The following is a 13,356-nucleotide window of genomic DNA, read 5'->3' as shown; positions in this document are numbered from 1 at the left end:
GCGCTGATCTGCGCAGACGCGCGCGAGCGGACGGACGTCCGCACGGACGAACGGGTCAGGCTCGCCAGCGCCCGCGAGTGACTTGCCGGGCGCGGCCGGCGGCGGCGTGGGCTTGGAGCCGGTCGTAGACCCAGGTACGGCGCATGCCGGTGAGGTCGATGAGTTCCGGGACAGTCAGCCCGTCGGCGGGTGCTTGGTCGAGTGCCGTCAACAGCGTCTGTTCCGGGTTGTCGGCTGACGGTCGCGGCGGCTCGATGGGCTTCGGCTGGTGGTCGATGGCCGCGCGGGACAACGGATCGAGGTCCGGCCGCTGGTCGGCGTAACGGGCGGCGGTCTGGCGTACGAGATCGTCGGTGACGAGGTAGGCGCGGGCGCGGCGCGGCTGGTTGTGGCCGTCCGCCAGGACGTAGAACTTGCCGGGCGCGTCGAGGGTGTGGGCGTGCCAGCCTGCGGCGAGCATGCCCTTGTCGAGGATGAGGTCGACGTCGCGGCGTTCCCGGACACGTAGGCAGACGCGGATGCTCATCTGCGAACGCAGCGCTCCCCCGCCCATCGCCTTCTGGGTTGGGCGCTGGGTCGCGGCGAGCAGGTCGACGGCGACGGCACGCCCGCGCCGAGCGACCGACTCGGCGTTCCCGACGGCGTCCGGGGCGGTATCGGCGAGTTCGGCGTACTCGTCGATCACGATGACCAGGGCAGGGGCGGTCGGTGTGGGTTTCCAGACGCGGGTGTTGTCCCGGCCGGAGGCGTGTGCGCGGGCGTCGAGCACGGCGACCGCGTCAGCGAGCAGTTCAGTTGCCTCGTCGGGGGTGGTGGCGAGTCTGGCCAGGCATGGCGCCCAGGGCCGCAGTTCCATGCCGCCTTTGAGGTCGATGCCCCAAAGGACGACATCGGTGCAGGCGGCAAGGTTGCCGAGGACCACGTTGAGCACGCCGCTCTTGCCCGAGTCGGTGGTTCCGCCGATGAGGGCATGCCGACGGAGCATCGCTACACGGACGGGTGTGGCGTCCTCGAAGACGCCGAGTTCGATGGGGTCGGCGAGGGTTCGGGCGGTCGGACCGGGCCACGGGATAGCACCGGCGTGCGGGTCGACGGCGAGCACGCGCATCGTACAGCGGCCGGCGTGAGCCGGGTCCTGCTCGACGCGAACGGCGCCGGGTCGCGTTCCCAACGCTGATTCGATAGCTGGCACGCGGGTCATCAGCTCGGTGACGCTCTGCCCCGGTCGCAGTTTGATGCGGGCACGCCATCCCCAGGTGTCGACGACGGCCGACATGATCCGCGAACCGGCCAGGCCGATCTGCTCGGCCAGGTTGGGCCACGCGTTGATGACCCGGTCCACTCGCACCCGCGCTCGACGACGCCGGTGTGCCCACCACGGCACGCCGAGCGCGACCACGGCCAGGATGAGCAGCGTCGGTAAGGGTGATCGGGTCGGTCCGAATGCGGTTGCGGCAGCGAGCCATCCGCCGGTGAGGGCGGTCGTTGTGGTGGCGTATCCGCGCTCGGCGGTACGGGTGAGTCCCCAGGGCCACCCGCGCACCGCCACGGCCGTTGCCGCCAGCACGGTCACGACGGCGACCAGCGGCCACGCTCCGGGACGGCTGTGGTGCAGGACCGACCCGACGACCACCAGGACCAGGGCGAGGAAGCCGGGAGCGAGTTCCGATCGGTACCGGAACAGAGTCCGGCCGATGGCAGCGAGAACGACGAGGGTCAAAGGCTCATCGGGTACGAGTAGCAACGGTTGTGGGTTGCGGCGGCTCCAGCGGCGGTGTCGTCGGCCGTAGGCCCTCATTCGGCGAGTTCGCCCTGTTCCGGCGGCATCCATACCTGGTGCTCGGCGACCGCATCACGTAGGTAGGTCAGCGGCTCAGACTCGCCGTCGTGGTCGGCGGAGAGAGTGGCGCGAGCGGCGGCTAGCAGGTCGGCGAAGTCCCACCGAGTGCGGGTGAGCAGCCGCGCGAGCCGGTCGACCTCGGCGAGCAGGACCGGGACGTCCCCGATGGCGGTCCAGACGGTGACGGGCGTGGGCCGGCGGCGAGCGGCGTGCAGGTGGGAGCGGACGGCCTCCTGGTCGATGGTCGGGCGTGGGATGTACTGGTCGTTGGCCATGTGCGGGTTCTGATCTCCTTCCGATAGGTGGGTGCTCATGTCAGAGGCTCAGTCCGGCGACGAACCGGGCCAAGGCGCGCAGCCCGTTGCCGATCTCCGGGCCGATGGACGACGAGGCGAGGAAGTAGCCGAACGCTGCGCAGACGGCGGCCTGCCAGAGCGGCAACCGGGCGTACCGCCACAGCAGGTAGACGAGGACTCCGAGCAGTAGGACGGCGGAGACGGCGATCGTCACGCGTCACCGCCACGGCGACCGTTGCGGTTGCGGCGGCTGCGGAGACCCCCGTCGGTGCCGGCGTGGCTGCCGCGCGGCTGATGCCGGCGAGCCCACCGGGCCCGGTTGGTGCACTTACGGCAGAGGATGGGGTTGCCAGCGGCAAGCTGAGCGCCGCAGGGGCAGGTCGGGGTCAGATCCTGCGGGATACGGATGGTCATGGTTGATCTCCTCTCGGATCGGCGATGCGGGGCTGCATCGGCGTGCCATCAGAGTGCGATCAATCGACGGGACGTAATCAGGTCATGGCTGGACGTATCGAAGACGTCTCCTCTAGCCTGGTCGGGCCGCCGGACGTCTTGACGGGAAGCCGATGCCGAACGAGCGACTACGCACCGCATTGTTGGAGAACGGGATCACGCCAGCCGAGCTGGCGACATCACTCAAGGTCGATCCCAAGAGTGTCGAGCGATGGATCAGCGGACGGACGCCTTATCGCCGGCATCGGTACGCGGTCGCGGCCCGCCTCGGCGTGGACGAGGTCTACCTCTGGCCGGACGCGCTGAGCCCCGATCAGGTCGCGAACGCCAGCGAAAGCGAGATCATCTCGATCTACCCGCATCGGTGGACGGTTCCGTCCGATCTGTGGCGCAACGTCTTCGCCAGCGCCGAGGAGGAGATCGGTGTCCTGGTCTACAGCGGCCTGTTCGTCTCCGAGGACGCCGGCATCCAAAAGATCTTCAGGGAAAAAGCGGAAGCAGGAGCGCGGGTACGCATCCTGCTCGGCGACCCGGAAAGCGACGTGGTCGCGCAACGCGGAGCCGACGAGGGTGTCGACGACGTCCAGGCCGCGAAGATCCGCAATGCCCTGGTGATGTACCGCCCGCTCCGTGACATCGAGGGCATCGAGTTCCGGCTCCATCGGACGGTGCTTTACAACTCGATCTACCGCGCCGACGACCAGGTACTCGTCAACACCCACATCTACAGCTTCACCGCAGCTCAAGCCCCGGTTCTCCACCTACGACGGGCCGCCGGCGGGGGCATGGTGACGACGTACCTGGAAAGCTTCGAACACGTATGGGATCAAGCGACACCGTCGGAGTGAGTGCCGGGTGGGACAGCGCATCGACTACTTCGACGACCCTGACGCGCCCACGGCTACGTCATTGGTCCCGTCGGCGAATGCCGTCGTGGTCAACGACAGCGGCGAGATCCTGCTGATCCGCCGTTCCGACAACGGCAACTGGGCGCTGCCCGGCGGCGCGATGGACCTCGGCGAGTCTCTGCCCCAGACGGCGGTCCGGGAGACGGCCGAGGAGACCGGCATCGACATCGTCATCACTGGCCTGGTCGGGATATTCACCGATCCGCGGCACGTCATCCTCTACACCAGCAACGGCGAAGTACGGCAGGAGTTCTCCATCGTCTTCACCGCCCAGCCGGTAGGCGGGGAACCGACGCCCAGCGAGGAGACGACCGAGGTCCGATGGGCGTCCGAGGCCGAGTGCCGCACGCTGCCGATGGACCCCTCGATGCGTCGGCGGATCGAGCACTTCCTCACCCGGCCTCAGGACGTACACCTTGGATAGCGACGCACTCGGCGCCATCGCCGACTCGTTCTCAGCCGTCGGCACCATCGGCGCATTCCTGGTCGGCTTCCGCCTGCTACGCCGCGAGCACCGCCGCGAAGCCGACCGCGCCGAGGACGAACGACGCGCTCAGGCCGAACGGATCAGCGCGTGGATCGAGCTGGCCAACAAGCGCGATGGCACACGCGACCTGACGTTCCACATCCACAACGCCAGCCCGATGCCGATCTACGAGGTGGAACTTCCCCTCCCGGCACAGGGCGACGAGGAACCGCACGTCGAGTTCGTCGGTCTGGTCCCACCCGGCCAGACCATCCAGCGTCCCGCCCCTACCGAATGGCTACGGTCCTACGTCGAACCAGAACCGGTGCAGATCGAGTTCCTGGACAGCGCCGGCCGCCGTTGGAGCCGCGACGAACAGGGAACCCTGTCCCGCTCGGAATGACCTCAGCGCTCGGCAAGCGCCGCGTCGATCACCCGAACCGAGTTGATGATCAACGGACTCGCCTCACGGATCGACTCGGCAACAAGGTGGCCGTCCCCATACCGGGAAAGGATCTCGGCAAGCCGCCGCTCGACTTCCACCGGCTCACCGTCGGGTGTGGTGGTCATGTCGGCATAGGTAATCGCATGCGACGCCAGACCCTCGACCGGCGGGAACTCGCTCGCGAGTTCGTCGGACAGTCCCCGGTTGCGGCCCTCGATGAACGCGCACGAGTGGTGGGCGACCAGTCGGCAGATCAAGTCATCCATACCGGCGACGTCGCGCAGGTAGCGGGCGCCGTCAAGCTGATGCATGCCGGTGACGACCAGGTCGGGTGCGTAGCCGACATCGTGCAGCCAAGCCGCGCAGACCAATGCGGATGCGTCGTCGCCGACGAGGTGAGCGACAGACTCGGCCTTACGGCCTACGCCTTGGCTGTGCGCCCAGCGACGCGGGATCGACTCGGCCAGCACCAGCCGCGTCAGATCACGGGCACGCTCAATCTCAGCCACACCGGCAGGTTAGCGCCCGTCCTGCATGGCCGTGCCCTCGTCTGCACGTCCTCCTATCAGCGAAGCCTTGAAAGTAGTTCGGTGAGCCGGTCCGCCACGGCCGCCGTCACGTCCCCCAGCCGCACAACAACGGAGCCTGTGCGGTCGACGGCATCGTGCAGTCCAGGAAAGTCCTGACCGACATCGAACCCGGCATCTTCAAGAACGAGCGCCAGCCGATCCGTAGCCTGACGTGCCGTTTCATGCTCCGCTTGCTTGTCTGTCGGCATCGCAGTCCATCCGCTCACCTGGCGTCTCGTCGAAGCCGAGTCTGCCGATCGGGTGACCCAGCGTGAACCACAGGACTAGGACGTCTAGGGACTTCTTGGCTACGATGACGCCGATCGCCAGCGATGGGAGTCGTTGCGTGAACAGTCCACTCGCCCGAGCCCTACGAAGCGCCGGGATAGACGTCATCGACGTAGCAGCCCGCCTCGATGTCGACCCGAAAACCGTCCAGCGCTGGATGACCGGCCGCATACCCTACCCACGCCACCGCGACGCCCTCGTCAGAATCACCGGCTGGCAGGCCCACGACCTATGGCCGACCCTGCCCCGCCCCACCGAGCAGCCGGCCATGTCCGACGAGGTCCGCATCGTCTACCCCCACCGATCAGCAGTGCCCACCGACGTATGGGCTCGCCTGTTACGCCGTGCCAAGCACGAGATCGACGTCCTGGCCTACAGCGCCCTGTTCCTCGCCGAGGACGCCTCGATCCCTGCCCTGCTACAGGAGAAGGCCCACAACGGCGTACGCGTCCGCATCGCCCTCGGCGACCCCAACGGCAACCACATCGCCCGCCGGGGAGACGAGGAACGCGTAGGCGCCGGAATGAGCGTCCGCATCCGAACCGCCCTGGTCAGCCTCCAGCCGCTCACCACCACACCGGGAATCACGCTGCGCCTGCACGACACAGTCCTCTACAACTCGCTCTGCCGCTCAGACGACGAAATACTCGTCAATTCCCACATCTACGGCCGCCCAGCCGCCCACGCCCCAGTACTCCACCTCAAGAGCACCAGTGACGCCGGCATGGTCGCCACTCACACAAGATCATTCGAGCGAGTCTGGGGCTCAGCAAAGCCGTCAAAGCTCTGACCACGACCAGGAACACCAGCCGCACCCGGCCGCCGACGCGGCAGCACCCCGAACTGATCAAAAACCCCAAGCGCTTCATACCGAGCGCGACACGGTTCCGGCTCCAGACACACTGCGCAAAGCCCACCCGGCGTCCCGGACAGATGCTGGTGCAACTTGGCGTCCGCCACCGCCAGCCGGTCCTGCGCAGTATGAGCAAGGTACAGACCCGCACTCATGGAAGATCCGCAGGTCGATTGATCCTGGCCCAGGCTATGACCTCAGCCGTGACCCAAACCTTGCCGCTAGCAAGCACAGCGGCCGGCTCCGGAAAGCCGCTCCGTTTGGTGACCTGATAGACCCGCCGCCGACGAATCTTCAAGATTTTCTGAATTTCAGCCGAACCAACAAACACGGGCAGCCCCAGCCACTCAAGCTCCCCGGATTCTGACTGCGGTGATCCCATATCCATCGCCCGTCCTCAGCCTCGGTGACAACCCAGCCGCCCGGAGCAAGTCGCAGACGGCCGGGGCCTATCGTCACCGGTTGTCTAAGGCTTCAGCTCTCTGACTACCGGCTCTCGGTAAGACTCACCGCATTACAGATAACCTATGAACCACAGCTATCAGGACGTCTTCTCACTTCTTGACGTCCCCGAGCGTCAAGGTGCTTCGATCTGATCGTGGACCCTTCGGATGCAGTTCCCTCGTCCGCCTTCAGCGGAGTGGTCCGCGTAACCGGCCGCTATCCGATCGGACCTTCTGCGGGTCGCCTTTCTACGGCACCGTCGTCAGAGGTATGGTTGCTCGACGCCGAAGCTAGAGGTGGCGATCTGCTGCCCCTGTCGAATCTCCATAAACAGCCAACCGCCGGCAAGCAGATAGGCGGAGGCTTACACCACCGACGGCTTCCGGCCGACGTCCCATCGCTTCCCTGGGCTCTTACACTCGAAGCTGGCCGCCAGAGTCGGTACCTTGGCTAGCCTCTAGCCAAGGAGGAAGTGATGAATCCGGTCTCGCTGGTTGTGGGTGCACTGGCCGTTTGACCTTCGGAGACGATCAGCGCAGCCGTCCAAGATTCGTACCGAGGCTTCCGGTCTGACTAAGTTCCCAACCTTGCCATTAAGCCTGTAAGGCCGAATGCACTATATGGCAACAGTGGACCTATCTCCCCGAACTCCGACATGGACAGACTCAGGGTCAGCGCCGTATCGTTGTCGCGTGCAGTCAACGACAGTCCAAGAAACCCAAGTCATGGTACTGGCGGCTGGCAATACGCCAGCCGCCGCTGCAACGGCGCGTGGCCACCTCTTCGAACGGTTCATAGCCAAGGTGCTTGAGCAGTTTGGATTTGATCAGCCGACTGTCCGAATTCTGAACAATACGAGCGACGGGATCGAGCTGGATATAGCCGTTCGACATCGACTTACGGGACGCCGGGCGATAGCTGAATGCAAGGCATATACCTCAGCTATCCATGCACGGGAACTGACATCCTTCTACGGGAAATTAGGCGCAGAGCGGTTAGAATCCTCTGAGCAAATCGACGGATTCTTCTTCGCGCTTCCTCGTCTTACTAATAACGGTGCCGAGCAAGCCCGAAAGCTTGAGAAGGATCCTGGCTTCAGATACCTCGATGCCGATCATGTAGCACAGATTGTGCGAGATATCGGAATAATAACAACAGCTCCAGACACACTTACCGGCACGCTCATCTCCGACTCCATTATATTGGTCACTGAACATGGCGTATTCTCGGCAGCTAAACGGCTAGACCCATCATCGCGAACGACTGCGGAAGTCGTTGTTTGGGCTGCGGGCGCGGCACCGGTTCCAATGCCGGTAGTGGAACTGTTAAAAAGCTCTCCGTATGCGGCCAGTTCACCAGTTCGCGATGCGCGGGGCGAACTTCTTCTACAGCATATTCGCCATACAGAAAGCGAAACTCCAGTTATCGTGGAGGTCCGGGGAAGTCAATCGGACTTCGAATACCAGCTTCCCGCTTCACCACAGTACTTCGTCGGTCGGCGAAAAGTCATTGCCGAACTGGAGTCTGTCATCTCTAATGCACCCGCAACATTCGTCATTAACGCAAAATCAGGCTGGGGAAAGAGTTCCCTGGCGTTACGCCTGAGAAAGTCGATCTTGGCGAAACGCGGGCACGCGATCGTATTCGACACTCGCACGGCATCCAGTCGGGAATACGTAACCGCTGCAATCCGATCGGCAGCAATTCGCGCCGAGGCGGCAAAAATCCTACACCTCCCCAGCAACGCGTCTTGGGCAAGTCTTGCAAGCGCCTTGGAGACGCTGAGAAATTCGCAATGGGCAGCGAATGCCGGACCCCTTCTGATCTTTTTCGACCAATTTGAGAATGTTTTCAAGGAAGAAACTATAACGAGGGAATTCAGAGACCTGGCGCTAGGTATCGCCGAAGTCGGCAAGCCAATTGTCGTTGGATTTGCCTGGAAGACTGACCTCGTCGGATGGGTAGAAGGACATCCATTCCAGCTAAGGGAAGAAATTCGCGCACAGGCAACAGTAGCCAATCTAAAGGAGCTTGGGCCGAGCGAAATCGACAATCTCTTGGGCCGCCTTGAGAGGAGCCTCGATGCGAAACTTCTCCCGGATCTAAAACAGCGCCTGCGAGAGATTTCTCAGGGATTGCCGTGGCTATTCAAGAAGCTAGCCGGCCATGTGCTGCGTGAGGTCCAGGACGGCAAAACACAAAGTGAACTTGTAAGCGAAGCGCTCAATGTTCAGAGTCTTTTCGAGTCAGATCTGGCCGAGTTGCAGCCGATCGAACGCGAAGCTCTTCTGCACATTGCACGCTATGCTCCCGTGCCTGTCTCCGAGGTAGAAGATCGACTTCCTGCGGGCGCCATCCAATCCTTAGTTGATCGGCGACTTGTGGTACAGATTGCCGAACGTCTCGATACCTACTGGGACATCTTCAGAGATTTTCTCACCACGGGTCGGATACCTATCGAGGAATCGTACACTCTCAGGTTACCCCCGTCTTCCGTAGGACGGCTATTGCGTGAGGTAATGGCGGCGGGTGGCGACGCACCGGTTCCACACTTGGCTGCACGGCTTGCAACATCTGAAACAGTAATATACAACCTTGCTCGTGAACTACGCGTATTTGGTGTAGTTACGTATGAGCCAAACCGGGTGAAATTCACTCGTGAATTCTATGAATCAGCAGACCCCGAGGATGACCTGCGACGTCGTGTGACCACGTCCCTGCGGCGGCACAAAGCATTTTCAGCTTGCGCTCACCTTCTCGAAAAAAACGACGGCGAGATTACACAATCAATCTTCGCGGCCGCACTTCCCAAAGCGTTTCCCGCTATTGCCGCAACAGAGAACACCTGGCTTAACTACGCCCGGTCTTTCGCACAGTGGTTTCACTATGCTGGCCTAATCCGGTATCGAAATAAGACGATCATCGCGGTCGATGACCATGCCATCATCCCGAAACAGCTTTTGTTCACCGAGGAAGCGGATACCCGTCGCCCAGAATTCTTTCCCCAGCGGGCGCCTGGACCAGCACTGGCGCTCGTGAAAAGGCTCGCGGCCGTAGGCAGTATATGCATCAGGGGTGACGCCAAGACCACGCTGACCAGCCGCGACCTGCTGATTCTTGGCATTGCGAAAGTCGACAAAGAGAGAAACCTGACCCTCTTAACTAAAGAGGGCGTCGATAGTTCCGGGAACCTGAATCCAATCGTTCTCCGGGCGTTAATAGAGAAAGTTCCTGGGTGCAAGAGCGCTATCGACGAGTTGACCCGGAATCCAGAAACTTCTACTGACCAAATCGGGGAGATACTGAAGGATGCGCAGAACGCTACGTGGTCTGAAAGTTGGACTCGTGGGGTAGGAAAGCAGATGCGCGCTTGGGCTAAGGCTGCTGGCGTACGGGAAATAGGTCACCGAAGCGTCCGAGCAACGTCATGACTGCCGCTGCCTGTGCCAGCCCTACGATGCGATCGTCAACTCCCCCTTGATGATCGTCGTGTGCTTATCTTGAGTGTTGGGCCTCGGACACCAATCAAAGACACGAGAACTCGCCGGGGTGAAAACCTCGGCGATCAGTGTTTCTGGGCCAGGTCGGTAGGTCATCCGCAGGCCGATACGGCTGTACAGCTCGGCCTTGTCGCGCGGGTCCGCCTCGCGCAGCAGCCGGAACAGGTCGTTCAATGCTTCGGCGATGGCGTCGATCTGGGTCGGTGGTCATCCGTTGGGGCGGTGCCTCGGTGAGACCCAGCCGTGTCTGTGCGGCTTTCTTGATCCTCGTGGTTTCACTGATCCGGTCGGCGATCAGGGCGGGATCGGCGACGGCGTCGAGGGTTGCCCGGTAGCGGCCGATCTTGGCATCCGCGTCGGCGACGGTCTGCCGGAGGCCTTTCCTAAGGCAACCCGCACGCCTGTCACCGCTGTTCGGCGCTGCTGTTGTCGAGTTGGGCGAGGTGGGTGCGAATCTGGTCGGCTTCGGGTAGGCCGAGGTCGGTGTAGAGGGCCAGTGCTCGCCGGTAATGCGAGTGAGCGTGGACCGGGCTGCCGAGGGCGCGCTGGGCATGGCCGAGGCCGGTGTGGGAACGGGCCTGCTGGTCGCGGTCCGGGATCTCGGCGGCGATGGTGTTGGCGGCGGTGTGGTGGGTCACGGATTCAGCAAGACGGCCAGCAGTGTGGGCGGCTTCGCCGAGGCCGTTCAGCGCGCTGACTTCACCGGCGCGGTCGTGAATCTCGCGGAAGATGGCCAAGGCGTCCTGATAGTGCTCGGTCGCTTCGGCGGGCCGGGCGAGGCCGACATAGAGGGTGCCGAGGCTGTTCATTGTCCAGCCTTCACCGGCGCGGAACCCGCTCTGTCGGCACAAGGCCAGGGCCTGGTGCAAGTGTTCGGTGGCCGATCCGTGCAGGCATTGCTTCGCTTCGACCTCGCCGAGATTGGTCAGCGCGGTGGCTTTGCCGGCCGGGTTGCCAACCTGCCGGTACAGCAGTAGTGCCTGTCGGAGGTGTTCAGCGGCCAGACGGTAGCTGCCTAAGCGGGCTTCGACGAAGCCGAGATTGTTCAGGGCGCGTGCCCAGCCTGCTGGGTCGCCGACCTGTCGGAGCAGGTCTATCGCACGCTCAAGATGGTGGGCGCTGAGCCGGTGATTACCTCGCCGCGTTTCGAGAGCGCCGAGGCACGCCAGGGTGCGTCCTTCGCCAACGGGGTCGTCGACCACTCGGTGCATGCCTAGAGCCTGTTGGAGATGTTCGGCAGATGTTTCATACTGGCCGAGACGGCCGTAGGCGCCGCCGAGGCGGGTGAGTACGTGGGCTTCCCTGGACGGATCGCCGATTTGGCGAGCGACGTGATGGGCGTGGCTGTGAACGGTCAGCGCATCGGTGGGGTAGTCGCCGATGAGGTAGTAGTGCAGGGCGACAGACAGCCGGATTGCGTGGGAGTGCCAGCCGTGGGTCGCGGTATGGATGGCGACTGCTATCAGGGTGGATCGTTCGGTGTCCAACCACAGGAGGGCTCTGTCTGCGTCGGTAAGGACTGGCGTTGGCGTGCCGACGGGAGCGAGCCGGGGCAGGAGGTGCGTCTCGGCGGGATGCAGCGTGCTCATGGTGCTGGCGACCGTGGCGATGTAGTGGTCGAACAGGCGGGTCAGGGCGGCATGGCGTGCGGATGGCGGGTCTTCGTCGTGAGATCTGGTGGTGGCGTAGGCGCGGATCAGGTCGAGGAAGGCGTACCGGCCCGATTCAGCCTGTTGCAGCAGGTGGTCGGAGCGCAGGCTCTCCAGGAGCGCTTGGGCGGTAGCCAGGTCGACATCGGTGAGGGCCGCGGCGGCGTACGCGTCGAAGTCGTGTCCAGGATGCAGGGCGAGCAGGCGTAGCAGTCGCTGCTGGTCAGCGGATAGGTGCTGGTAGGACAGTTGCAGGGCCATTTCCATGCCGGTGTCCAGGCGCCGATCTCGGTGGCGTTCGTCGAGGCGGTCGGCGTGGTCGGTCAGCGTCCAGCCCGGTGTGTTGCGGATGTGCCCAGTGATCAGGCTCAGAGCCAGGGGTAGGTAGTCGCAGCGCCGGGTGATCCGCGCCGCAGCGTGCGGATCCTGGCCGACGGGAATCTCGGGTACGGCCTGAGCCAGGAATGCCAGGGCCTCGCCCGGGGTGAACACGTCCACGGACAGGTGCGTCGCGGGGCGTAGGTTGGCCAAGCGGCGCCGGCTCGTGACCAGGGTGAGGCAGCCCGGTGTAGTTGTTAGCAGCGGGCGGACCTGTTCGGTGGTGGCGGCGTTGTCCAGCACCACCAGGGCCCGGCTTCCTGCGAGGCGGTCGCGGTAGGCGGCGACACGCGCGTCGAGGGTGTGGGGGATCTGCTGGCCGGGCATCCCGAGCAGACGCAGAAACCCGTCCAGGACCGCAGCCGGGTCCGCCGGCGGCTGGGCCGGGTCTGGATCGAAGCCGCGTAGGTTGACGAACAACACCCGCTCGAACGGCTGCCGCTGGTGGAGTAGGTGTCCGGCGCGCACGGCGAGCTGGGTCTTGCCAACCCCGGCCATCCCCTCGATCGCGGAGATCACCACCGTCTGCCCGTTCTGTGCCGCATGGCCGAGCCGGTCGAGTTCCCGGGTGCGGCCGGTGAACCCGGCCAGATCCGGCGGCAGGCTGGCCTGCACCCGCACCCGCGACACCGCCTCGATCTCCCCGCCAACGACCCGCAAAGCCTGACGCCACTGCGTCACATAGCCAGTATCGGGATGCAGCGCTTGGATCACCGCGAGCACCAGGTTGGTGTCGAGGCGTCGCCGACCGGACCGGAAGCAATACGCCACGGTGGACCTGCGCGTCAGCTCACTCGCCGGTCGGCCCGCCGCCGTCCACGCCTTGTTGACCCGGTCCTTGATCGTCTTGTACGAGGGATCACCAGCCCAGACTTTCAACAAGCGCAGCCGCTCGACCAGATCGGCGACACTATTCGCCTGCCCAGGGTCGGGCAGTGCCGTAAACACCTCTGCCGGCGCGGTCAACGGGTCTCCTGACAGCGGCATCGCCCACCCCCCATGATCCGGGTCGATGTCTCAATGCTCGAGGCTAGCGACTCGTCACTGCTGACGGCGATCGCCTACCAGACACTCCCCGCCAGCTGCCCATAACGGACCTCACCGGTGATGACACCGAGGCCCGGCGTCCAAATTCGTCCAAAGTTCCTCCGCACCAGACATCGACGCCTGACGCTGGGACGGAATCACTGCATCCCGGCCAGCAATCGACCCCTGTGACTGCGCGAGGTCGGGTGGACTGCACGCCGTGCTCAACGAAGGGATCCAT

General features: G+C 64.0%; 13 protein-coding genes. 5 read left to right on the top strand and 8 right to left on the bottom strand.

Translation table 11 applies throughout. From position 1 onward, the window contains the following. Window positions 1-55 precede the first annotated feature (55 nt). From Q0Z83_RS13170 to Q0Z83_RS13155, 4 genes are all read right to left on the bottom strand, one after another. Window positions 56-1,720, bottom strand: coding sequence for an FtsK/SpoIIIE domain-containing protein (locus Q0Z83_RS13170; protein ID WP_317794173.1), 1,665 nt, complete (start codon window positions 1,718-1,720; stop codon window positions 56-58). 74 nt (window positions 1,721-1,794) lie between these two features. Continuing rightward, a complete protein-coding gene (locus tag Q0Z83_RS13165; protein ID WP_317794172.1) occupies window positions 1,795-2,115 on the bottom strand; it encodes a hypothetical protein in 321 nt (106 codons plus the stop codon). A 40-nt stretch (window positions 2,116-2,155) separates the two neighbouring features. After that, entirely contained in the window at window positions 2,156-2,350 is a 195-nt protein-coding gene (locus Q0Z83_RS13160) for a hypothetical protein (protein WP_092546299.1), read from the bottom strand. Then, on the bottom strand, window positions 2,347-2,550 hold the full coding sequence (locus Q0Z83_RS13155; RefSeq protein ID WP_317794171.1) for a hypothetical protein: 204 nt from the start codon (window positions 2,548-2,550) through the stop codon (window positions 2,347-2,349). The genes Q0Z83_RS13160 and Q0Z83_RS13155 overlap by 4 nt, the downstream gene beginning before the upstream one ends. A gap of 152 nt (window positions 2,551-2,702) precedes the next feature. Between Q0Z83_RS13155 and Q0Z83_RS13150 the strand changes: the two genes are divergently transcribed. Genes Q0Z83_RS13150 through Q0Z83_RS13140 form a run of 3 tightly spaced genes read left to right on the top strand, consistent with a single transcriptional unit; the run spans window position 2,703 to window position 4,366 of the window. Further along, entirely contained in the window at window positions 2,703-3,437 is a 735-nt protein-coding gene (locus tag Q0Z83_RS13150) for a helix-turn-helix domain-containing protein (RefSeq protein WP_317794170.1), read from the top strand. Window positions 3,438-3,444: 7 nt separating this feature from the next. Continuing rightward, window positions 3,445-3,921, top strand: coding sequence for an NUDIX hydrolase (locus Q0Z83_RS13145; protein WP_317794169.1), 477 nt, complete (start codon window positions 3,445-3,447; stop codon window positions 3,919-3,921). Continuing rightward, window positions 3,914-4,366 carry a hypothetical protein gene (locus tag Q0Z83_RS13140; protein WP_317794168.1) on the top strand — a complete coding sequence of 151 codons (453 nt, stop codon included), beginning with the start codon at window positions 3,914-3,916 and terminating at the stop codon, window positions 4,364-4,366. Before Q0Z83_RS13145 ends, Q0Z83_RS13140 begins: the two co-directional genes overlap by 8 nt. 2 nt (window positions 4,367-4,368) lie before the next feature. On the opposite strand, the gene Q0Z83_RS13135 is transcribed toward Q0Z83_RS13140, so the two are convergent. Beyond that, a complete protein-coding gene (locus Q0Z83_RS13135) occupies window positions 4,369-4,917 on the bottom strand; it encodes an HD domain-containing protein (protein WP_317794167.1) in 549 nt (182 codons plus the stop codon). Between the two features lie 56 nt (window positions 4,918-4,973). Then, entirely contained in the window at window positions 4,974-5,186 is a 213-nt protein-coding gene (locus tag Q0Z83_RS13130; RefSeq protein WP_317794166.1) for a hypothetical protein, read from the bottom strand. A gap of 137 nt (window positions 5,187-5,323) precedes the next feature. Here Q0Z83_RS13130 and Q0Z83_RS13125 point away from each other — a divergent pair, with 137 nt between their 5' ends. Next, the gene (locus Q0Z83_RS13125; protein WP_317794165.1) at window positions 5,324-6,055 is read left to right on the top strand and encodes an XRE family transcriptional regulator; all 732 of its coding nucleotides are present in this window, start codon (window positions 5,324-5,326) and stop codon (window positions 6,053-6,055) included. Window positions 6,056-7,254: 1,199 nt separating this feature from the next. Then, entirely contained in the window at window positions 7,255-9,993 is a 2,739-nt protein-coding gene (locus Q0Z83_RS13120; protein WP_317794164.1) for an nSTAND1 domain-containing NTPase, read from the top strand. A 21-nt stretch (window positions 9,994-10,014) separates the two neighbouring features. On the opposite strand, the gene Q0Z83_RS13115 is transcribed toward Q0Z83_RS13120, so the two are convergent. Both Q0Z83_RS13115 and Q0Z83_RS13110 read right to left on the bottom strand, forming a co-directional pair. Continuing rightward, on the bottom strand, window positions 10,015-10,236 hold the full coding sequence (locus Q0Z83_RS13115) for a hypothetical protein (protein ID WP_317794163.1): 222 nt from the start codon (window positions 10,234-10,236) through the stop codon (window positions 10,015-10,017). A gap of 230 nt (window positions 10,237-10,466) precedes the next feature. Then, window positions 10,467-13,055, bottom strand: a complete 2,589-nt coding sequence (locus Q0Z83_RS13110) for a tetratricopeptide repeat protein (protein ID WP_317794162.1) — start codon at window positions 13,053-13,055, stop codon at window positions 10,467-10,469. Between the last annotated feature and the right edge of the window lie 301 nt (window positions 13,056-13,356).

The sequence above is a fragment of the Actinoplanes sichuanensis genome (assembly GCF_033097365.1).
In the GTDB taxonomy this organism is placed as follows: domain Bacteria; phylum Actinomycetota; class Actinomycetes; order Mycobacteriales; family Micromonosporaceae; genus Actinoplanes; species Actinoplanes sichuanensis.
This window is presented reverse-complemented; position numbering and strand designations above follow the sequence as displayed.